The following is a 19,856-nucleotide window of genomic DNA, read 5'->3' as shown; positions in this document are numbered from 1 at the left end:
GGCTTATTGGCGTTCTTCGATGCCTGGCTGGCAATCGGAAAAGGGCGACTATAGCGGAATTTTTTATGACGAGTCTTTGAAGGTCTCAGCGGTCTTTCGTGGTTGCGCTTAAGTGGAAAAATGTGTTGTTTTTTGCATGCGTGACCATTTAACGGGATTTTTTGGATTTGATTGGCATTTTGTGGGAGGTTGGTGCGAGCCTTCCTGGATTGGGCTCAGCAGGTTTTACGTAGACCAGCGCCGGCATCTTTCATATCGATTTTCTCGCGCATTTTTCAATCGCTGCGATTTACCGATAATCGCCAGTTAATTCAGATTCTTGAATATGCACAAAAAGTCTTTTTCGAATTGCGCGCATGGAACGCCGCTAAAACATTCAATAAATCCACCCATTAATCGGACGAATAGCGATGTCGAACAGCGGGTTTTCCCTGCCTCGATCAATGCCATTTCGCGCCGTAAACACAGCGAGCGGTATCCGACCGCAATTCAATGGACCTTACTGGCCAAAACGCCTATTCCCATCGCTATGACTCTGAACCGAAAACTGGCGTCCATGATCGCCGTTCTGTGGGTCGGCCTGATCCTGATCGGCGCGTTCGGCGCGTGGCAGAACCGCGCATCGATGATCTCGGACCGACGCGAGCAATTGCGCTCGTTGATCGAAGAGGCAAACCACGTCGTCGGCCACTACTACTCGCTCGCCCAGCAGCATGCGCTGTCCGAGGACGACGCGAAAAAGCAGGCGCTCGCGACGCTCGGCGCGATGCGCTACGGCAAGGACGGCTATTTGTCGATCAACGACTCGCAGCCGGTCATGCTGATGCATCCGATCAAGCCCGAACTGATCGGCAAGAACCTCGCGCAGTTCACCGATCCGGCCGGCAATCATCTGTTCGTCGATATCGTCAACTCGGGCGATCACGACGGCGGCGGCTTCGTCGATTATTTGTGGGCCAAGCCCGGCAGCGAGCAGCCCGTCGCGAAGACCAGCTACTCGATGCACTTCGCGCCGTGGGACTGGTACCTCGTGACCGGCATGTACATGGACGACGTGCAAAGCGCGTTCTACCGCAGCCTGCTGCGCTGGCTCGCGATCACCGTCACGCTCGGTGCGCTCTCTACGGTCGTGATGCTGGTCGTGCTGCGCAGCATCCGCCGCTCGCTCGGCGGCGAACTCGAAGTGGCCGTCGAGCACGCCCGGTTGATGGCGCAAGGCAACCTCGCGACGCCGGTGCCGGTCGAGCCGCACGACAGCGGCAGCCTGCTGCATGCGCTGCGCACGATGCAGGCGGGACTCGTCGACACGGTCTCGCGAGTGCGCCAGGGCACCGAGAACATCAACGTCGGCGCGACCGAAATCGCAGCGGGCAACACCGACCTGTCGCAGCGCACCGAGGAGCAGGCGGCGGCGCTCGTGCAAACCGCGTCGAGCATGGATCAGATGACGGTGAACGTGAAGCAGAACGCGGACAGCGCGACCCAGGCCGCGCAACTCGCGAGCGACGCAGCGAACGTCGCGACACGCGGCAGCCGCGTGGTCGACGACGTGGTGCGCACGATGGGCGAGATCACCGCGAGCTCGCGGCAGATCGGCGACATCATCGGCGTGATCGACGGCATCGCGTTCCAAACCAATATCCTCGCGCTGAATGCCGCCGTCGAGGCGGCTCGCGCCGGCGAACAGGGCCGTGGCTTCGCGGTGGTCGCGGCCGAAGTGCGCAGCCTCGCGCAGCGCTCGGCGACGGCCGCCAAGGAGATCAAGGCGCTGATCGAAACTTCGACCGATACCGTCGAGACCGGCTCGTCACTGGTCGCCAACGCGGGCGCGACGATGGGCGAGATCGTGCAGTCGGTGCGGCGGGTCAACGAGATCCTCGAAGAAATCAGCCACGCGTCGCGCGAGCAGAGCGCGGGCATCGAACAGGTCAATCGCGCGGTCGGCGAGATGGATCAGGTCACGCAGCAGAATGCGGCACTGGTCGAACAGGCCGCGGCCGCCGCGCATTCGCTGAAGGACCAGGTCGGCGTGTTGCGCGACGCGATTGCGAGTTTCGCGTTGCCGGCTTGAGCTTGCCCCGCCGCGTCCGCAACGGGCGCGAAAAAAGAAGGCGCCCCACAGGCAGGGAGCGCCTATTCAACACGCCGCGTCGGAGTCGACGCATCAATCGAACGAATCAGCCGCGCGGATTTTGCAAGTCCGCGCGGCTTTTCGTGATCAAGCTTCGGCTCGCCTTTGCTCCAGCTCGAACGCGCCTCCTTTCACATTCCTCGCATTTAAATTACGTTTTATTTACAATCGGCCCGGCGACAGTCCTTGCCGCCAGGCCTCGTGGCTTTGGCGGCCTCGTTCAATCGAAAGTACGTGAGGTCCGCTGCCCGCCGCCATGATCCGCCAGAAAAAACCGCCGTCGTCCGATCCCTATGCCTTAGCCGCGAAGAACCCGCTGCTCGATGCGCGACTACCCGCGTGGCGCTCGAAGTTCGTCGTGCTGCTCGTGTTCGGCGCGTTCGCGACGCTCGCGCTCCGCGCGTTCTGGGTGCAGGTCGTGAATCAGGACTTCTACGTCGACCAAGGGCAGAAGCGCTATCAGCGCGTGCTCGAACTCGACGCGACGCGCGGCCGGATCGTCGATCGCAATGATTCGATGCTCGCGGTCAGTCTCGCCACATACGAAATCTGGGCCACGCCGAAGCTCGTCGACGAAAGCGCGTTCGCGCCGCTGGCAAAGCTGCTCGATCTGCCGCTCGCGGAACTGCGTCGGCGTCTGAACGGCGAGCGCAGCTTCGTGCTGCTCAAGCGCCAGGTCGATGCGGACACTGCCGAGCATCTGTCGCGCCTCGGGCTCGCCGGGATCACGCAGATCGCCGACACCAAACGCTTTTATCCCGAGGGCGAGTCGGCCGCGCACGTGGTCGGCTTCACCGACATCGAGGACAACGGCCAGGAAGGCGTCGAACTCGCCGCCGATGCGCAGTTGCAAGGCGTGCCCGGCCACCGCGAGGTGATCCGCGACCGGCTCGGCCGCGTGATCTCGGAGACGCGGCCGCTCGTGCCCGCGCGCAACGGCGCCACGATCCAGCTGACGATCGACCGGCGCATCCAGCAACTCGCATACACACAACTCAAAGCCGCGATCGCGCAGCACCGCGCCGAAGCGGGCAGCGTGGTCGTGCTCGATGCGCGCAACGGCGAGATCCTCGCGCTCGCCAACTACCCGAGCTTCGATCCGAACGACCGCACGCACCTGTCCGGCCGGCAGCTGCGCAACCGCGCGGTGATCGACACGTTCGAACCGGGTTCGACGATCAAGCCGCTGGTCGTCGCACTGTCGATCGACGAAGGCAAGGTGCGGCCGCAGAGCATCATCGATACCGCGCCCGGCTGGTATCGGATCGGCCCGGCCGTGATTCACGACACGTCGAATCATGGCGCGATGACGGTCGCCGAGGCGGTGCAGAAGTCGAGCAATATCGCGCTGGCAAAGCTCGCGCTGAATCTGCCGGCCGAGACGATCTGGACCAAGTATCGGCAATACGGACTCGGTCTGAAGCCCGAGCTGCCCTTCCCTGGCGTGGCCGCCGGCAAGCTGCGGCCATATAAACGCTGGCGCCCGATCGAACAGGCCACGATGGCGTATGGCTACGGGCTGTCGGTATCGCTGCTGCAAATCGCGCAGGTCTACACCGCCTATGCGGGCGACGGCGCGCTGAGGCGCGTGAGCCTGCTGCGCGAGCCGCTCGACGCGGACGGCCCCGCGTCGTTCGCCGACCGCGGCGAATCGGTCACGACGCCCGGCACCGCGCGCGCGATCCGCAACATGCTCGAAATGGCCACGGGCCACGGCGGCACCGGACGCGCCGCGACCGTGGCGGGTTATCGCGTCGGCGGCAAGACCGGCACCGCGCGCAAGCAGATCGGCGCGGGCTACGCGAAGAACCGCTACCGCGCGCTGTTCGTCGGCATGGCGCCGATGAGCGATCCGCGCCTGATCGTCGCCGTGATGATCGACGATCCGGCTGGCAAGGCGTTCTATGGCGGCACGGTCGCTGGACCGGTGTTCAGCGGCGTGATGGGCGGCGCGTTGCAGCTGCTCGGGGTGCCGCCGGATGCGGCAGGAGTGTGACGCGTAGTTAGTGTTAGTTACGGTCGATCAGCCCTGCTCATCGAGCGCATCGACCTGCGCCTCGATACGATTGCGGCCGTTGCGCTTGGCCTGATACATCGCGCGATCGGCCTCGTCCATCATCGCCTGACCGAGCGACATCGCCTCGGCCGGGCTGCCGGCGACCACGCGCCCGGCCACGCCGATCGACACGGTCAATGCAATGAGCTCGCCGTGCTCGTCGCGCACGTCGAGATTCTCGACCGCACGCCGCACGCGTTCCGCGACGGTCAACGCGTCGCTGCGATCGCCTTGCAGCAGCGCGGCGAACTCCTCGCCGCCGTAGCGCGCGACGGTGTCGCCAAGCCGCACCTGCTGTCGCACGCAGGCGGCGACCGCCGCGAGCGCGCGGTCGCCGGTCTGATGGCCGTGGCTATCGTTGATGCGCTTGAAACCGTCGATATCGATGAAAAGACATGCGACCGGCATGCGATAACGGGCCGCGCGCATCAACTCCTCGCGCAGCCGTTCGTCGAAATAGCGGCGATTCGCGAGGCCGGTCAGCGAATCGGTCATGCCGAGCTGCCTGAGCCGCTCGCGATGCGCGACGTTGTCGAGACTCGCGGTGACGATGCTCGCGAAGCGCTCGAGAATGTCGGTGGCCATGCCCGCGCCGAAGCGCGCGGGGTCGTCGCTGCCGAGGCATAGATAGCCGCTGACGCTCGTGCCCGCGGCGAGCGGCAGCAGGATCGCGCTGGCCGGCACGTGAGCTGGCGCGGCACCGAAGAACGCGCGGCGCGTGTCGTCGTCGAGTTCGCCAGGGCGGCCGAGCCACGGCCGATCGCCTTCGCACAAGGATTTCGCGACGAGACCGCCCTCGCGCGACGTCTTCAGCTGCGCATGATCGAGCGCGCGCAGGTTGCCCGGCTCGAGCAGTTCGAGCAGCATTGGCACGCGCTCATCGAGCCACAGCACCACGCTCGCGAGCGAGAACTCCCGCGGCAGATGGCTGAACAACGTATCGAGAAACGATGCGAAATCCTGCGCGCCGATCAACCGCAACTCGACGTTCTGGAAGCGGCGCAACGTGCGCTCGTTGTGCTGCACGGTGTCGACGAGCGAGCGAAGGCGCTCGGAAAGCGGCGTTTGGGCGAGATTCGTCACGGTATCAGTAAGGCGGCCCTGAAGGCGAAGCGGGGTCGACGCCCCAACTCTACTGATAACGGCCGATCCGCCGGGGTCTTGAGGGCAGGCTCGCGACGTGTCGGCCGGCCTGCCAGCGTTCATGCCCACTGTTGTCAGCTCCCGCTTGCATTCACTTGCACTCGCTTACACGCAATGAGATCCGTTTGCGTAATGATTGCGGTTCTTAAGTTTCGCTTAATTGTTCCCTGCAAGTATGTGGCACATCCCCTGTTGAGCCGCCAGAACATCGGCGGCGCTTTTTCTTGAGGGGTGCCAGAAGTGCGACCGAAACGGTTACGCGCACAAGAAGGAGGTAAATCATGGTTGAAGAGATGGTAGTCGAACACCTGCGTGCGATGCCCGGCCATGAATGGACTCGCCAGATTCACTCCTGCAAGGTCTCCGATCCGCTGCAACCGCCCTGGGGCCGTTCATACCGGCTCGTCGAATGGACGATGAAGCACGCGCCCGAATCGAGCCGTCGCGTCGTTCCCGCCGAAAGTACTCCGCTCGAAATCGCCCAGGCCGTGGTCTCTCACGTGCCGGGTCGGCGCTTCTGCCAGCAGGCTGATTAAGCGCTCCCGCTGACGTTCAATGACGCGCCGCGATCGCGTCGCAGTGGTCCAACGCGTCCTCCAGCCTGTCATTGCCCCAGAACATCTCCCCGCCGACAAAAAACGTCGGCGCACCGAAAATCCCCTTGTTGATGGCCCGTTCGGTCTGCTCGCGCAAGCGGAGCTTGTTCGCGTCGCTTTGCGCGGCGTCGATCACGCTCTGCGCCGGTAAGCCAAGCGAGTCGAGCGCGTGACTGACGACATCGATTGAACCGATGTCGCGGTCGTCGACGAAATTCAACTGCATGATCTTGCGGCACCAGGCACCGATCCACGGCTCGTTCGCACCCAGCAGCGCGACACGCATCGCGAGAAGCGCAGCGCGCGGAAACGTGCTGGGGCGCGTGAGCGCAATGCCGTATTTGCGGCATTGACGCTCCATGTCTTTCCACACGTACGCGCCTTTTTCTTTCTGCAGCACGAAGGGCGAGTTGTCGAAACCGAGCTGGCGAAATACCGGACCGAGCAGAAACGGCCGCCAGACGATCGTCACGTTGCGCGCGGCCGCCAACGCTTCGATCCGCATCATGCTCAGATAGCTGTAGTTGCTGCCGAAGTCGAACCAGAACTCGATTGCGCGCGCCGTCGAAGTTGCGTCTTCATTCATCGCTGTCTCCTGAATCGCGCGTGCCATGGCATCGTGGCCTTGCAATGCTTAACAGTCGCGTCGTTGAGTCGCTGATGCTGCTGGCGCCGTCCTGAACGCGCGCTTCCGGACTCAGCGTGTTTGCACTGCCACGCGCAGGCCGAGCGAAATGAACAGCACACCGATGAGCTTGTTCTGCCAGCGCGTCAACCACGTCAAACGCTTCACGAGTTTGCCCAGCGGCCGCATCGTCAGGACGATCAGCGTCGTATAAAGCGCGCTCATGGCAACGAAAATCAGCCCGAGTGTCGCGAACTGCAGAAACGTCGAGCCATGTTCGGGGCGCACGAATTGCGGCAGAAACGCAAGGAAAAACAGCGCGGTCTTCGGGTTCAGCACTTCGGCGGGAATCGCCTGCAAGAACGCTTTCGAACCCGACACCGGCGCGACGACCGGCAGGTGCGCACGCGCCTGCTTTTCGCGCAACGCGCGAATGCCCAGATAGACGAGATACGCGGCACCGACGAATTTCACCGCATTGAAGGCCAGCGCGGACGTCATCAGCAGCGCGGAGAGGCCAACCGCGGCGCCCAGCGTATGCACGAAATCACCAGCTGCGATACCGAGACCGGTCAGAATGCCGGCTTTACGTCCGCCGTGCATGGTGCGCGTCAAAACTAGCAGCACGGCCGGGCCTGGAATCAGAAAGAGCCCGAGCACGACGGCAACGAACGTCCCCAACGTGGATAGGTCAAGCATGTCGTCTCCTTGCGACGCGCGGGGTCGAAATGATGGGCGCGCGTTCAGCGGACCATTGTAGGCGAAGCCGCGAAGCGGCCCTTGCGCCTCGCTGGCACCGACGATCCGTTACCATGACGGACATCGCGCCGCCTACCGCGTGCTTCTTTTCATCCACCGACGTTTCCGCCTTGCCCACCTATACCCTGCCCGCGCCACTGAGCGCGGAACTCGAGATTCGCAAGAGCCGCTTCATCGCGCATGCGATCCCGGTCGCCGATCGCGATGCCGCGATGGCCGAATTGCAGCGTCTGCGCGACGAACATCCTGCCGCGACGCATGTGTGCTGGGCGCTGCTCGCGGGCGGCCAGTCCGGCATGTCCGACGACGGCGAACCGTCCGGTACCGCCGGTCGGCCGATTCTCGAAGTACTGCGGCATCACGATCTGGATGGCGTGCTTGCGGCGGTCGTGCGCTATTACGGCGGTGTGAAGCTCGGCGCGGGCGGTCTGGTGCGCGCGTACACCGATGCGATCGCGTCCGCGCTGCTCGACGCGCCGCGCGTCGAGAGGATTGCCCAGGTGTTGCTGGGCGTCGAAGTGAGTTATGCCGACGAAGCCAAAGTCCGTCGATGGATGGACGCCGAAGGCTATGCGCTCGTGGACAGCGCCTACGGCATGCTGGTGAAAATGACGATGCGCGTGCCCGCCAACGCACTCGACGACGCCAAGGCAACGCTGATCGATATCACGCAAGGAAAGGCGGGCTTTTTTTGAACGGCTCAGGTCCAGGCCTGACGCGGGCAATTCCGAAAACATCTCGAAAGCGCTTCGGGCGTGGCCTCGACGTCCATCGCTAACGCGGCCCGTTATGATGGGCGGGCTGCCAGCCCCGATGCGAGGCTTGCTGCCCGGATCGGCAAGGAGCGCCCGGAGCCCGTTTGAAGGTTCGACGGTCCGGTTCGCTGCTACCATGCTGTTCTTCACCGGGATGACTCCACTGAAAAGGGCAACTCCTCTGACTTCGACCGCCGCTTTCTCCCGCATGGCTGCTGCGCGTTCGCCGTTGAGATCCGTCGTGCTCAAGGGCTGCGGCGCCATACTGCTGCCCACGCTGCTGTCCGCGTGCTCGTGGTCATGGTTCGGCCTGAACAGCAGCGCCAGCGCAACGCACACGAAGACCCACGGCACCGGCTCGCTCAGCATCGCCCCTGCACGCGACTTCGCGTATCTGCCCGCGCGCGACGGTCATATCTCGCCGAACCGCATCGAAAATACCGGGATGACCGGGCTCGTGCTGAAGGACGACGTCAGCCTCGTGGTGCGCAATGGCGTCGCGAATAGCCTGCGAGTGGCCGGTTTTCGTATCGACGACAACAAACGCGTGCTCAGCGGCAGCATCGAAACCTTCACGGTGGACGATACGCGCTCGCCGGCGCTGTGGACGCTGAAGATGCACTACGTGGTTATCGATGCGGCGACCCAAAAAGTCATGTACACGACCACGCGCACCGTGAAGCAGAAGTCGCCGAAATTCACCAGCAACACGATCGCGATCGAAGACACGGTCAAGCTCAGCGTCGATACATTGATTGGCGATCCAGGCTTTATCAAGGCGGTGAACTGAGCACGCGGCCAGCCGAGGCGCGGCGCGGTTTCGCTACAATCCCGGTAACGCATCGCGCGCGATCCTCCGCGCGATGCATCGTGATCTCCCGTTCGGAATGCGAGCCGTCATGTCCCTTACCGCCTGGCTATTCTTTTTACCCGCCTGCTTCGCCATCAACCTCGCACCCGGGCCCAACAACCTGCTTTCGATCAACGTGGCCGCGCGTCATGGCTTCATGAAAGCGTTCGTCGGCGGAAGCGGCCGGCTGCTCGCCTTCGCGATGATGCTCGCACTCGCCGCGACCGGTCTCGCGGTCGTGCTGCATGCGTCCGAGTGGATCTTTCTGGCGATCAAACTCGCGGGCGCCGCTTATCTGATCTGGCTCGCGATCCAGTTGTGGCGCAGCGACGCACCCGCAATCGATACGTCGCACCCCCAGGAGGCCGCGCTCTCGCGCATCGCACGGCACGAGTTTTTCGTGGCGGCGGGCAATCCGAAGGCGATTCTGGTTTTTACCGCGTTCCTGCCGCAATTCGTCGACGTCGCGCAGCCGATACTGCCGCAATTCGCCGCGCTCGGCGCGAGCTTTCTGGTACTCGAATGGGTGGCGATTGCATTGTATTCGTGGGCCGGCATGTATCTCGGCAAATGGCTGATGCGCGCGCAGATCCGCCGCTGGTTCAATCGCTGCTGCGGCGGATTTCTCGCGGCGATCGGCGTGAGTTTTCTGCTGGTTCGGCGCGGCTGAGGTATCGAGGGCCTGTTCACGCTAATAACGGGCTTGCGCTGGCCGCCAGAAGGGCCGAGCGCAAGGATTGCGACGCAGCGAATACTCGACGTATTCGCAAGGAGCATGACGCGGCGATCGGCCCTTCTGGCGGCCAGCCCCTGGAAGGTTTTTTTAAAACAGGGGAACGTGCCTTTCCGCCCGTATTGCGGCGTCGGTCGTCGCTTGTTTGGCTCGGCCAAACGGCGCTCCTCTCTCCTTGCACTACGCGCGGAAAGGCACGTTCGCAAGCCCGCTATTAGCGTGAACAGGCCCTAGGCTCTCCGACAGTCGAAGCAGCATTCACATCGCGGTCTTTTCATAACGAATAACTAATACATCGACGGAGAAACTTTAACTATCAGCATTCGTCGCGCCACCTTATGCTCGAATCGTGACCGGCCGCGAATGACTGCAATGCGGCATTGGGCGAACGGCTTTTTCATCGTCACGGAGCGACATCATGAAGATCTGCATCTTCGGAGCGGGAGCGATTGGCGGTTTAATGGGCGTGCAATTGGCACGCGCCGGCGCGGACGTCAGCTTCATTGCGCGCGGCCCGCATCTGGCCGCGATGCGTGAACACGGCGCGCGCCTCATCATGGATGGCGAAACGTTCAGCGCGCCGGTGCGCTGCACGTCCGATCCAGGCGAACTCGGCGTCCAGGACTTCGTCATCGTGACGCTGAAGGCGCATTCGCTGCCTGGCGTGGTCGATTCCATGCAACCGCTACTCGGCAAGCACACGGCGATCGTTACCGGCGTGAACGGTATTCCATATTGGTACTTCTATCAGCACGGCGGGCGCTTTGCCGGCACTCGGCTGACGAGCGTCGACCCCGACGGTTCGCAATGGACCAGGCTCGGACCCGAGCGCGCGATTGGCTGCGTACTCTATCCGGCGGCGGAGATCGTCGAACCGGGGGTGATCAAACACGTGTACGGCAAGAAGTTTCCCATCGGCGAACCCAGTGGCGAGCGCACCCCGCGCATTCAGCAATTGCACGAGATCATGCAGGCGGCCGGCTTCGAAGCGCCGATTCGCGACAACATTCGCGACGAAATCTGGCTCAAGCTATGGGGTAATCTGTGCTTCAACCCGATTAGCGCATTGACGCATGCAACGCTCGATGTGCTCACGAGTGACCCGGGCACGCGCGCGGTCTCACGCACGATGATGCTCGAAGCGAAGCGAATCGCGGATCAGTTCGGCGTGCACTTTCGCGTCGATGTGGAAAGGCGTATTGATGGCGCGGGTGCGGTCGGTGCGCACAAGACATCAACGCTCGTCGATCTCGAGCACCGCAGGCCGATGGAAATCGATCCTTTATTGACCGTCGTGCAGGAAATGGGGCGACTCGTTGCCGAACCGACACCCACTATCGACGTCGTGCTCGCACTGATCAAATTGCGCGAGAAGATGGCTTTACAGGGCAATTGACCGAGTACTCGTCAATTCCTTTTCGTCTTGCAACACGACCTGAAGGATCGGATGCCACGCATCCGATCCTTTTTTCACATTGGACGTTATTGATCGATCGCCACCCACACCGCTTTCGGTTCCGTGAAGTTCTCGATCGCGACATCGCCATGCTCGCGACCGAAGCCCGAATCGCCAGCACCGCCCCACGGCAAACGCACGTCCGTATAACCGTAGGTATTGATCCACACCGTGCCCGCCTTCAGGTCGCGCGCCACGCGATGCACGCGGCTCAAGTCAGCGCTCCACACGCCTGCCGCGAGACTGTACGACGTGCCATTGGCGATTCGGATCGCGTCCGCTTCGTCGTTGAAACGGATCACGCTCGCCACGGGCCCGAAGATTTCTTCCTGCGAAATGCGCATTTCGTGCTCGACATTCGCGAACACGGTTGGCTCGACGAAAAATCCGCGATTGCCGACGCGCGCGCCACCCGTCACGAGCGATGCGCCTTCCGAGCGTCCCGTGTCGACATAGCTCAATACGGTCTTCATCTGCGCGGCCGAAATCAGCGGTCCCATCGACGTTTCGCGCAGCGACGGGTCGCCGACCTTGATCGACTTCGCGCGCGTGGCCAGACGCTCGACCACTTCGTCATACACGTCGCGATGCGCGAGTATCCGCGACCCGGCGGAGCACACTTGCCCCGTATTGAAGAACACGCCCGACGCCGCGGCTCGCACCGCATTGTCGAGATTCGCGTCGGCAAAAATCACGTTGGCCGACTTGCCGCCGAGTTCCAGCGTCACGCGTTTGAAGTTGCCCGCCGCGCCCTGCAGGATGCCTCGTCCGACCGAAGGCGAACCGGTGAACGTGACCTTGTCGATACCGGGATGCGAGACCATCGCGTCGCCCACCACACTGCCTTTGCCGGTGACGATGTTGAGCACGCCCGGCGGCACTCCCGCTTCGAGTGCCAGCTCGCCGATGCGCAACGCGGTGAGCGGCGTGATCTCGGCAGGCTTGACGATCAGCGTGCAACCGCATGCAAGCGCGGGCGCGATCTTCCACATGCCAATCATCAGCGGAAAATTCCACGGCACGATTGCGGCGACCACGCCGACAGGTTCGCGCAACGTATAGGTCAATGCATCGGGACGCGTCGGCACCACCTGGCCGTTGATCTTGTCGCACCAGCCTGCGTAGTATTCGACGGTATCGATCGCGGCGGGCACGTCCTGACGCATCACCGCGGCAATCGGCTTGCCGCCGTCGAGACTTTCGAGCGCGGCGAGTTCTTCCATGTTCTCGCGCATCAGGCCCGCGAGACGTTGCAGGATGCGCCCGCGTTCGGCGGCCCGAATCGAATTCCATACTTTCAATGCGCCGCGCGCGGCGCGCACCGCGGCATCGACGTCGGCGGCGCTGCCTTGCGCCACCAGTGCGATCGGCTCTTCGGTCGCGGGGTTGATGTCGACGGAATATTCCCCGGTGCCTGACGGCATGCGCTTGCCGTCGATCAGCAGATCATGGTGCCTGAGATCGGTCTGGATTTCCATCATGAAGCTCCTTGAGTAGGACGTTATGTGGTTGACTGACGGCGCATCGATCGAATGCCGCGCGTCGCGCAAGCTTTTTGGTCGGCCCCTGTCTAAGGTTCCGGCAACAGGCTTTGCCGCACGGACCGCCAGTTGAAGCTTGGCGTCGCGGCTGCGGCAGGCGCTTCGTTCGCGATCGGCGAATGATCAGTCGTCGACGCAACGAACTGCGCCCACGCAGCAGCCGCATTGGGACGAAGCGAGCGATTTCTGCGGTGCACGAGTACCGTCGTCAATGCCGTTTCGGGGACGAGCGGACGACTCACCAACGAAGCGCCCGGCGAAGGCCAATGCGCATCGACGGGCAATACGCCGACACCCAGTCCCAATTCGACCATGCGCGCTACCGTCGCAACGTGTCCGAGTTCCTGCAACGGCCGGCGCTTCGATCCGTTCGCGGCGAGTACCGGGGCGAGCGCGGCACGCACGCCAGTATCGGCATTCAGCGTTATCAGCGGACATTCGCGCAACGCGTGCCATCCGATGCTGTCTTGCCGCGCTAGCGGATGCGCGGATGGAAGCACCGCATGCAGTGGCGTAGTGAAAAGTACCTGCGCGTGCAGTAGAGGACTATCGACAGGTACAGTCACACAGACCGCGCCGAAATCCACCTCGCCCTGCTCGACACTGGCCAGTACGCTGCTTTGAGGCTGATCCTTGACCGATACGACCAGCTCGGGAAAAACCGACGCGCACTGCGCCAAAGCCTGCGGCACCCAGCCCGATGACAACACCGGATTACTCGCGAATAAGACGACGCCCGTGTGTCCGTCATAAGCAGCGCGCTCTTCGAGAAGCGTCAACTCGATTTCGTCGAGCAGCCGGCCAATTCTTCTCTCGAGACTCGCACCCGCATTCGTCAGTTCGACCTGGCGTGTCGTGCGATCGAACAGCTTCAATTCGACCGCGTCTTCCAGTTCGCGCACGCAACGGCTCACGGCCGACTGCGTCAGATCGAACTCGCGCGCCGCGCGCGTGAAACTGCGCTCGCGCGCGACCGCGACGAATACCTTGAGCTGCTGCAGCGAAACATTCATGGCGTCGGTTCCGGGCGCGCGACGCTCACGTTATTCGCCAGACTGTTCGGGCCAGTGACTCATTCGCGACGCATTGCCATTGCCATGACCCGCGACGGCCAGCGCGCCCTGAGGTGGTTCGTTGTGCGATTCGATCCAACGCGCGCGCATCGGCTTGAGGATGAACTTCGCGGAAATGCCGGCTGCGATCGTGATGACGGCGGCAAAGACGAAGACAAGGCTCCAGCCGCCCGTCGCCGCGAGTATGGACGCGATCGGCACCAGCAACGAGGCCGTGCCCTTCGCGGTGTACAACGTGCCGGCATTGGCGGCCGCGTACTTGCTGCCGAACGTATCGGCGCAAGTCGCCGGGAAGATCGAGAAGATCTCGCCCCAGAACAGGAAGATCAGCGCGGCAAAGACCATGAACGCATACGGATTGCTGCCGAACTGCATCATGCCGAGCAACGCGAGCCCCTCGCCGATGAAGACCACGAACATCGTGTTTTCACGGCCGATCTTGTCGGAGATGAAGCCGGACAGCGGACGCGTCAAGCCGTTGAAGATATTGTCGATCGACAGCGTGAGGGTCAGCAGCGGCAACGTCGCGCCGAAGACCGTCATCGGAATGCGCGCTATGCCCCAGTCTTTCGCGATCGGGCCGATCTGCGCGGTCGCCATCAAGCCGCCCGCCGCGACCGCGACGAACGACGCGTAGATCACCCAGAATACGGGCGTTCTGATCATCTGGCGCGAGGTGAAATCGACCTTCGACACCGCGAAGCGGCTCTTACGTACCCCTGGCTGACGCAAGATCGGCCGCGTCAGGAGCATCGCGAGCAGCAGAATGCTGACGCCTTGCACGATGCCGAAGAACAGGAACGCCTCTTCATAGCCGCGGCGCGTAATCATGTTCGCAATCGGAATCACCGTCAGCGCCGCGCCTGCGCCAAAGCCCGCGGCCGTCAAACCCGCGGCGAGACCGCGCCGGTCGGGAAACCATTTGAGCGCGTTGCCGACGCATGTTCCATACACACCGCCCGCGCCTATCCCGCCAATCACCGCGGCGAAATACAACATGCCGAGCGTGGTCGCATGCGAATTGAGAATCCACGACAAACCCGCGCATACCGCGCCGGCTGCCACCACCGGGCGCGGCCCGAATCGATCGACGAGCCAGCCCTCGAACGGCACGAGCCACGTCTCCGTCAGAATGAAGATCGAGAACGCGAGCTGGATCGACGCCTCGCTCCAGTGATGCCGCGCATGCATAGGGGCCACAAATAACGTCCACGCATATTGCAGATTCGCCACCAGCGCCATGCATACCATGCCGATGACGAGTTGCCACCATCGGTTACGCCAGGACATACGGGTCGTCGATTGCTGGGTGATATCGTTCATGAGCCTTGTCTCCACTATTTATTTAGTGCAGCCGGCTTACGCGCCGCGCTGGATGTGTCCCGCCTTATCGTTATGGCCCGATAACCTCGCTATTCGGGAAAAATCTCAATTGACGCTTTTTGTGTTTCCGCAGATCCCGAACTCGTCTTCTATAAAATTCTTGCTTTATTCCGACCAGAACCACGCTTCAGCCGGTAAGCATTACAGGTTATTCCCCGCTATTGAGTCCGCCACACCACATATCTATGCGTTAACCCGCGTATTACAGCGGCTATTCGGCTTCTTATACGTTTCATGCTAGGGTCATTGCTGAATTACTCATAATTAAAGTTTGTTATTATGTTGATTCACGTTTCCTTATACATCGACCATGACGATGCGCAATGCAACTCTGCGGCAACTGAAGGTCTTTGAAACGGTAGCGCGCCACCTGAGTTTTTCGCGCGCCGCGGAGGAATTGCATCTGACTCAGCCGGCCGTTTCCACCCAGGTCCGGCAACTCGAGGAACATGCGGGGCTGCCTCTGTTCGAGCAACTCGGCAAGAAGATCTATCTGACGCCGGCCGGCACGGAAATGCTCCACTACAGCCGCGCGATCATGCAGCAGTTCCATGAAGTCGACGAAGCGATGAGCCAGTTGAAGGGCGTCTCCGGCGGCAAACTGAATGTTGCGGTGATTAGCGCGGGCGACTATTTCTTTCCGCGCCTTCTCGCCGAATTCACGCGTCGCTATTCGGGTGTGGATCTCAATCTCGCGGTACACAACCGCGAAGAACTGCTTCATCAACTGGCGACCAATCAGACCGACCTCGCGGTCATGGTGCGTCCGCCGCACGAAACCGACGCGACCAATGAACCGTTCGCGCCGCACCCGTACGTGATCGTCGCGGCGCCCACTCATCCGCTTGCGCACAAGCGCAATATCCGCTTCAGTCAACTCGCGAACGAAGCGTTCATCGTGCGCGAACGCGGCTCGGACACGTGGAATTCGATGGAAGAAGGTTTTGCCGGCCGGCTGTCCAATCTGAAGATTGCGATGGAGATCAAGAGCACCGAGACGATCAAGCAGGCGGTCATCGCCGGCATGGGCATCGCGTTTCTGTCCGCCCATACGATCAGCCTCGAATTGCAACTGGGTCATCTGGTCGTGCTCGACGTCGAAACCTTTCCGGTCATGCTCAACTGGTATGTCGTGCATCGGAAGAACAAGCGTCTGCCACCGGTTGCCGTCGCCTTCAAACGCTTCCTGATGGAGGAAGGCGCCAATCTGATCGAAAAGATCACCCGCGTGAAGGAACTGAGCGTGCATAAGCCGTAGGCTATGGAAAGCCAATAAAACTTTAACTATTGCAAATCGATCGCGACTTCTATGCTGCAAGCGAGTTCTTTCACTTGCGAGCCGAGGAGGCCGATCATGAACCACGCTCCGGTTGAATCCCATATCAGTACACGCAACGCTCGCACAGCGGCGGCGGAACACGAAGACCAACCCGACGATGCGCATCTGAGCGCCTACAATGCCGCGTTCAGCGATCTTGGGCTGCGGTTTCGCTGGGACCGTGCGACGCTCGACATGCTGAAAGAGTTCAATGGCGAGTTGGCGCGAATCACCGCTTATATCGATCGCTATCACAGCCACCTGCATCGGGCGTACGATGCCGATTTTCTCGCGCAACTGATTCTGCATAGGAAGACGCAGTACTACAGCGAATTCGCCGCGACCGTGGGCGACTAGAAGCATCGAAAAAGACTCGGGCGGCGGGATCATCGTCCCGCCGTCTTCGCTATTGGCAATCAGGTCTCCTGGCGGCGCATGCATCATTGATCAGCGACGTGTAGTGAAATGAACCGGCCGCTCGTGCGCGCATTGGCGTGCACAGTCGCGCTGGCGGCCGTTGCCGCGTCTACCATCACGCCCATCCCGACTATCTGCACAGGCGCTCACGCGCATCATCGCCGGCGTGACATCGCGAAGCGCCCACGCCTGCTCTTCCCCGCCATGCCACTCGATGTTCGCGAGCAGGCCCGGCTTGCCGATCGCCAGGCCATCGCTACGCGCGGCGAAGGCATACATGCGCGCTGCGCAACTGACGCGATTCGCCGCGTGAGCGGGATCGCCCGAGTACTCGCGGCTCAGCATCAGATGCACGCCCATTGCCAACGCCAGCGCGCCCGTCGCGAGCAATGCCGCGAGTCCGAATGGCTGTGCCTGTTCAGTGACGAAGCCGTAACCGAGCCATCCGCATAAAAACAGTGCAAACAGACTGACGACGTGATGTCCCGGCCGCGCGACCGCCTCGAGTTGCAATGCGCCGCGCAGCTTGCAGAACGCAATCGCCGAGATCGCAAAGAGCAGCGCGCCGATCAACACGGCTGCAAACAGTTCGATGCGTTCGCTGTTCTCGCGCGCCGCCGCCAACAGGTAGCGCGTAAAGCCTGTCGACGCGACCGCCAAACCGATCCCGCTGCCAAGCAATGCAAGCATCCGGGGCCTGCGAGTCAGATCGCGTTCGCGCACGCATGAATGCCGCTGCGCCGAACGTCGGCCGAACTGTCGTCGCGAGAGCGCGGCCAACGCCACCATCAGCACCGCAACCAACGCAGCGATGACAGTCGCGGCGAGCAGCAGCAACAGGTCCATCCACACGGCACTTCCACAGGCTTGCGGCATGCGTGATCCTCCGTGATGCGATGAAAAGGCAAGAGCCGCGAGGTCCGGCCCTCGTCAACCGACGTTCGCGGTATCGCCCGATCGCCGTGGCTCGTCGCGCTGCGCCGCGCTCAAGGTATTGGTCAGCGTGCCTATTCCATCGATCGTGATCGAGACCGTTGCACCGTCCTTGATCGACCCCACGCCCACCGAGGTGCCGCACGCAATCACGTCGCCGGGTTCGAGCGTCAGATCCTGCGATATCAGACTCACCTGCTCGGCCGGCGAAAAGACCATATCGGCGAGCGGATAGTTCTGACGCTCGGCGCCGTCGAGCGCGGTCAGGAGGCGCGCCGCCCGCCAGTCGAAACCGGAGACGATGGCCGGACCCAGGCAACAGAAGGTATCGAAGCTCTTCGCGCGACACCACTGCGGAAAATGCGGATTCTCGTTAAGCAGATCGGCGGCGGTGACGTCGTTGACGAGCGTGTAGCCGAAGATCGCCGCCTCCGCCTGCTGCGCATCTACGTCGCGGCAACGCTGGCCGATCACGATGCCGAGTTCGCCTTCGTAGACGATCTTGCCCGCGTAGTGACGCGGCCGGCGGATCGGCTCGCCCGCGCCGATCACCGACGCCGCCGGCTTCAGCAGAAACAGCGGATGCGTGGGCACGGGTTTGTCGAGCTTCGCCGCGAGCGCGTGATAGTTATTCCACAGCGCGACGATCTTGCCGGGCGCGCACGGCGCCAACGGCGTCAATGCGCGCAGCGACAGTACTGCGCCGGTCGGCACCGGCTGCGCGAGACTTTCGTACTCGTGCAGATAGGCGCCTTCGACACGGCCGAACACGATGCCGCCATCGCCCGACATGAACCGCATCCACGTCTGCATGCCTCGCTCCTAGATGGCGCCCGCCGTGCGCAGCGCCGTGATCTGCTCGGCCGAATAACCGAGCTCGGCCATCACTTCATCGGTATGTTCGCCAAGCAGCGGCGAGCGTTCGACGTCGGTCGGGCTGTCGGACAGCTTGATGGGATTGCCCACTGTCAGATACTTGCCACGCTTCGGATGATCGACTTCGACGATCGTGCCGGTTTTGCGCAGCGACGGCTCCTCGGCAATTTCCTTCATCGACAGGATCGGGCCGCACGGAATGTCGTATTCGTTCAGGATCTGCATCGCCTCGAACTTGGTCTTCGTCATCGTCCAGCGTTCGATTTCGGCGAAGATCTCCTTCAAGCGCGGCAGGCGCGCGGGCGCCGTCGCGTAGTCGGGGTCCGTGGCCCACTCCTCCTTGCCGATCACGTTGCAGATCTTCGCCCACACGGGCGCCTGCGTGATGAAGTAGATATAGGCGTTGGGGTCCGTCTCCCACCCTTTGCATTTCAGAATCCAGCCCGGCTGGCCGCCGCCCGACGCATTGCCCGCGCGCGGCACCGCTTCGCCGAACGTGCCGTTCGGATATTGCGGATACTCCTTCATCACGCCGGTACGGTCGAGCCGCTGCTGGTCTCGCAGTTTGACGCGGCACAGATTGAGCACGCCGTCCTGCATGGCCGCGAGCACGCGCTGGCCGCGTCCGGTATGCGTGCGTTGATAGAGCGCAGTGACGATGCCGAGCGCGAGATGCAGCCCCGTGCCGCTGTCGCCGATCTGCGCGCCGGTCACGACCGGCGGCCCGTCGTCGAAGCCGGTGGTCGACGCCGCGCCGCCCGCGCATTGCGCGACGTTTTCATAGACTTTGCAGTCCTCGTAAGGACCGGGACCGAAGCCCTTCACCGAGGCGACGATCATGCGCGGATTCAATTCCTGAATCCGCTCCCACGTAAAGCCCATCCGGTCGAGCGCGCCCGGTGCGAAGTTTTCGACCAGTACGTCGCATTTCTGGATCAGCGCTTCGAGCACCTGCTTGCCTTCCGGATGCTTGGTGTCGATCGTAACCGAGCGCTTGTTGTGATTGAGCATCGTGAAGTACAGGCTATCCACGTCGGGAATATCGCGCAGTTGCTCGCGCGTGATGTCGCCCGCGCCTGCCCGTTCCACCTTGATCACGTCCGCGCCGAACCATGCGAGCAATTGCGTGCAGGTCGGACCCGATTGCACATGCGTGAAATCGAGGATGCGCACACCGTCGAGTGCCTTGGCCATGTCGTATCTCCTGAACG

The 19,856-nt window shown here is 62.4% G+C and carries 18 protein-coding genes; 9 read left to right on the top strand and 9 right to left on the bottom strand.

Translation table 11 applies throughout. The annotated features are described in order from the left end of the window. Nucleotides 1-529 precede the first annotated feature (529 nt). Nucleotides 530-2,071 carry a methyl-accepting chemotaxis protein gene (locus tag F6X39_RS31375; RefSeq protein WP_187619462.1) on the top strand — a complete coding sequence of 514 codons (1,542 nt, stop codon included), beginning with the start codon at nucleotides 530-532 and terminating at the stop codon, nucleotides 2,069-2,071. A gap of 316 nt (nucleotides 2,072-2,387) precedes the next feature. Then, nucleotides 2,388-4,127 carry a peptidoglycan D,D-transpeptidase FtsI family protein gene (locus F6X39_RS31370; protein WP_187619461.1) on the top strand — a complete coding sequence of 580 codons (1,740 nt, stop codon included), beginning with the start codon at nucleotides 2,388-2,390 and terminating at the stop codon, nucleotides 4,125-4,127. A 27-nt stretch (nucleotides 4,128-4,154) separates the two neighbouring features. Here F6X39_RS31370 and F6X39_RS31365 read toward each other — a convergent pair whose 3' ends face one another. Then, nucleotides 4,155-5,270, bottom strand: a complete 1,116-nt coding sequence (locus F6X39_RS31365; protein ID WP_187619460.1) for a sensor domain-containing diguanylate cyclase — start codon at nucleotides 5,268-5,270, stop codon at nucleotides 4,155-4,157. Between the two features lie 341 nt (nucleotides 5,271-5,611). Here F6X39_RS31365 and F6X39_RS31360 point away from each other — a divergent pair, with 341 nt between their 5' ends. Further along, nucleotides 5,612-5,866, top strand: coding sequence for a DUF2866 domain-containing protein (locus F6X39_RS31360; protein ID WP_018424737.1), 255 nt, complete (start codon nucleotides 5,612-5,614; stop codon nucleotides 5,864-5,866). Nucleotides 5,867-5,882: 16 nt separating this feature from the next. Here the strand turns inward: F6X39_RS31360 and F6X39_RS31355 are convergent, their stop codons facing one another. After that, the gene (locus F6X39_RS31355) at nucleotides 5,883-6,512 is read right to left on the bottom strand and encodes a 2-hydroxychromene-2-carboxylate isomerase (RefSeq protein WP_184060509.1); all 630 of its coding nucleotides are present in this window, start codon (nucleotides 6,510-6,512) and stop codon (nucleotides 5,883-5,885) included. A 111-nt stretch (nucleotides 6,513-6,623) separates the two neighbouring features. Further along, nucleotides 6,624-7,250 (bottom strand): LysE family translocator, encoded by a 627-nt coding sequence (locus F6X39_RS31350; protein ID WP_187619459.1) that lies wholly within the window; start codon nucleotides 7,248-7,250, stop codon nucleotides 6,624-6,626. Nucleotides 7,251-7,363: 113 nt separating this feature from the next. Here F6X39_RS31350 and F6X39_RS31345 point away from each other — a divergent pair, with 113 nt between their 5' ends. From F6X39_RS31345 to F6X39_RS31330, 4 genes are all read left to right on the top strand, one after another. Next, complete coding sequence (locus F6X39_RS31345; RefSeq protein ID WP_184037247.1) at nucleotides 7,364-8,005, top strand: IMPACT family protein; 642 nt, start codon at nucleotides 7,364-7,366, stop codon at nucleotides 8,003-8,005. A gap of 268 nt (nucleotides 8,006-8,273) precedes the next feature. Then, nucleotides 8,274-8,855: a hypothetical protein gene (locus F6X39_RS31340; RefSeq protein ID WP_187619458.1), complete on the top strand. Its 582-nt coding sequence runs from the start codon at nucleotides 8,274-8,276 to the stop codon at nucleotides 8,853-8,855. A 109-nt stretch (nucleotides 8,856-8,964) separates the two neighbouring features. Continuing rightward, entirely contained in the window at nucleotides 8,965-9,585 is a 621-nt protein-coding gene (locus tag F6X39_RS31335) for a LysE family translocator (RefSeq protein ID WP_187619457.1), read from the top strand. Nucleotides 9,586-10,066: 481 nt separating this feature from the next. Beyond that, nucleotides 10,067-11,044 carry a 2-dehydropantoate 2-reductase gene (locus F6X39_RS31330; protein ID WP_187619456.1) on the top strand — a complete coding sequence of 326 codons (978 nt, stop codon included), beginning with the start codon at nucleotides 10,067-10,069 and terminating at the stop codon, nucleotides 11,042-11,044. Nucleotides 11,045-11,130: 86 nt separating this feature from the next. Here F6X39_RS31330 and F6X39_RS31325 read toward each other — a convergent pair whose 3' ends face one another. The 3 genes from F6X39_RS31325 to oxlT form a co-directional block, all read right to left on the bottom strand. After that, on the bottom strand, nucleotides 11,131-12,582 hold the full coding sequence (locus tag F6X39_RS31325) for an aldehyde dehydrogenase family protein (protein ID WP_187619474.1): 1,452 nt from the start codon (nucleotides 12,580-12,582) through the stop codon (nucleotides 11,131-11,133). A 92-nt stretch (nucleotides 12,583-12,674) separates the two neighbouring features. Further along, nucleotides 12,675-13,658: a LysR family transcriptional regulator gene (locus F6X39_RS31320; protein ID WP_187619455.1), complete on the bottom strand. Its 984-nt coding sequence runs from the start codon at nucleotides 13,656-13,658 to the stop codon at nucleotides 12,675-12,677. Between the two features lie 30 nt (nucleotides 13,659-13,688). Then, nucleotides 13,689-15,041, bottom strand: coding sequence for an oxalate/formate MFS antiporter (gene oxlT, locus F6X39_RS31315; protein WP_187619454.1), 1,353 nt, complete (start codon nucleotides 15,039-15,041; stop codon nucleotides 13,689-13,691). 370 nt (nucleotides 15,042-15,411) lie between these two features. Here oxlT and F6X39_RS31310 point away from each other — a divergent pair, with 370 nt between their 5' ends. Both F6X39_RS31310 and F6X39_RS31305 read left to right on the top strand, forming a co-directional pair. After that, nucleotides 15,412-16,359, top strand: coding sequence for a LysR family transcriptional regulator (locus F6X39_RS31310; protein ID WP_018424728.1), 948 nt, complete (start codon nucleotides 15,412-15,414; stop codon nucleotides 16,357-16,359). 96 nt (nucleotides 16,360-16,455) lie between these two features. Further along, the gene (locus F6X39_RS31305) at nucleotides 16,456-16,776 is read left to right on the top strand and encodes a hypothetical protein (protein WP_187619453.1); all 321 of its coding nucleotides are present in this window, start codon (nucleotides 16,456-16,458) and stop codon (nucleotides 16,774-16,776) included. Between the two features lie 90 nt (nucleotides 16,777-16,866). On the opposite strand, the gene F6X39_RS31300 is transcribed toward F6X39_RS31305, so the two are convergent. From F6X39_RS31300 to frc, 3 genes are read right to left on the bottom strand one after another with little or no spacing between them, the layout of a single operon-like run. Beyond that, nucleotides 16,867-17,712 (bottom strand): NAD(P)(+) transhydrogenase (Re/Si-specific) subunit beta, encoded by an 846-nt coding sequence (locus F6X39_RS31300; RefSeq protein WP_262414880.1) that lies wholly within the window; start codon nucleotides 17,710-17,712, stop codon nucleotides 16,867-16,869. A gap of 54 nt (nucleotides 17,713-17,766) precedes the next feature. Next, nucleotides 17,767-18,582 (bottom strand): fumarylacetoacetate hydrolase family protein, encoded by an 816-nt coding sequence (locus tag F6X39_RS31295; RefSeq protein WP_187619452.1) that lies wholly within the window; start codon nucleotides 18,580-18,582, stop codon nucleotides 17,767-17,769. 9 nt (nucleotides 18,583-18,591) lie between these two features. After that, a complete protein-coding gene (frc, locus tag F6X39_RS31290) occupies nucleotides 18,592-19,839 on the bottom strand; it encodes a formyl-CoA transferase (RefSeq protein WP_184072562.1) in 1,248 nt (415 codons plus the stop codon). Between the last annotated feature and the right edge of the window lie 17 nt (nucleotides 19,840-19,856).

This window comes from Paraburkholderia sp. UCT2 (assembly GCF_014397665.1).
GTDB lineage: Bacteria > Pseudomonadota > Gammaproteobacteria > Burkholderiales > Burkholderiaceae > Paraburkholderia > Paraburkholderia tuberum.
This window is presented reverse-complemented; position numbering and strand designations above follow the sequence as displayed.

Bases quoted from the DNA above. Each gene is read 5' to 3' on its own strand.
- F6X39_RS31320 (WP_187619455.1), bottom strand. From the start codon at position 13,658: ATGAATGTTTCGCTGCAGCAGCTCAAGGTATTCGTCGCGGTCGCGCGC.
- F6X39_RS31360 (WP_018424737.1), top strand. From the start codon at position 5,612: ATGGTTGAAGAGATGGTAGTCGAACACCTGCGTGCGATGCCCGGCCAT.
- frc (WP_184072562.1), bottom strand. From the start codon at position 19,839: ATGGCCAAGGCACTCGACGGTGTGCGCATCCTCGATTTCACGCATGTG.
- F6X39_RS31325 (WP_187619474.1), bottom strand. From the start codon at position 12,582: ATGGAAATCCAGACCGATCTCAGGCACCATGATCTGCTGATCGACGGC.
- F6X39_RS31350 (WP_187619459.1), bottom strand. From the start codon at position 7,250: ATGCTTGACCTATCCACGTTGGGGACGTTCGTTGCCGTCGTGCTCGGG.
- F6X39_RS31330 (WP_187619456.1), top strand. From the start codon at position 10,067: ATGAAGATCTGCATCTTCGGAGCGGGAGCGATTGGCGGTTTAATGGGC.
- oxlT (WP_187619454.1), bottom strand. From the start codon at position 15,041: ATGAACGATATCACCCAGCAATCGACGACCCGTATGTCCTGGCGTAAC.
- F6X39_RS31340 (WP_187619458.1), top strand. From the start codon at position 8,274: ATGGCTGCTGCGCGTTCGCCGTTGAGATCCGTCGTGCTCAAGGGCTGC.
- F6X39_RS31310 (WP_018424728.1), top strand. From the start codon at position 15,412: ATGACGATGCGCAATGCAACTCTGCGGCAACTGAAGGTCTTTGAAACG.
- F6X39_RS31300 (WP_262414880.1), bottom strand. From the start codon at position 17,712: ATGCCGCAAGCCTGTGGAAGTGCCGTGTGGATGGACCTGTTGCTGCTG.
- F6X39_RS31375 (WP_187619462.1), top strand. From the start codon at position 530: ATGACTCTGAACCGAAAACTGGCGTCCATGATCGCCGTTCTGTGGGTC.
- F6X39_RS31295 (WP_187619452.1), bottom strand. From the start codon at position 18,582: ATGCAGACGTGGATGCGGTTCATGTCGGGCGATGGCGGCATCGTGTTC.
- F6X39_RS31355 (WP_184060509.1), bottom strand. From the start codon at position 6,512: ATGAATGAAGACGCAACTTCGACGGCGCGCGCAATCGAGTTCTGGTTC.
- F6X39_RS31335 (WP_187619457.1), top strand. From the start codon at position 8,965: ATGTCCCTTACCGCCTGGCTATTCTTTTTACCCGCCTGCTTCGCCATC.
- F6X39_RS31370 (WP_187619461.1), top strand. From the start codon at position 2,388: ATGATCCGCCAGAAAAAACCGCCGTCGTCCGATCCCTATGCCTTAGCC.
- F6X39_RS31305 (WP_187619453.1), top strand. From the start codon at position 16,456: ATGAACCACGCTCCGGTTGAATCCCATATCAGTACACGCAACGCTCGC.
- F6X39_RS31345 (WP_184037247.1), top strand. From the start codon at position 7,364: ATGACGGACATCGCGCCGCCTACCGCGTGCTTCTTTTCATCCACCGAC.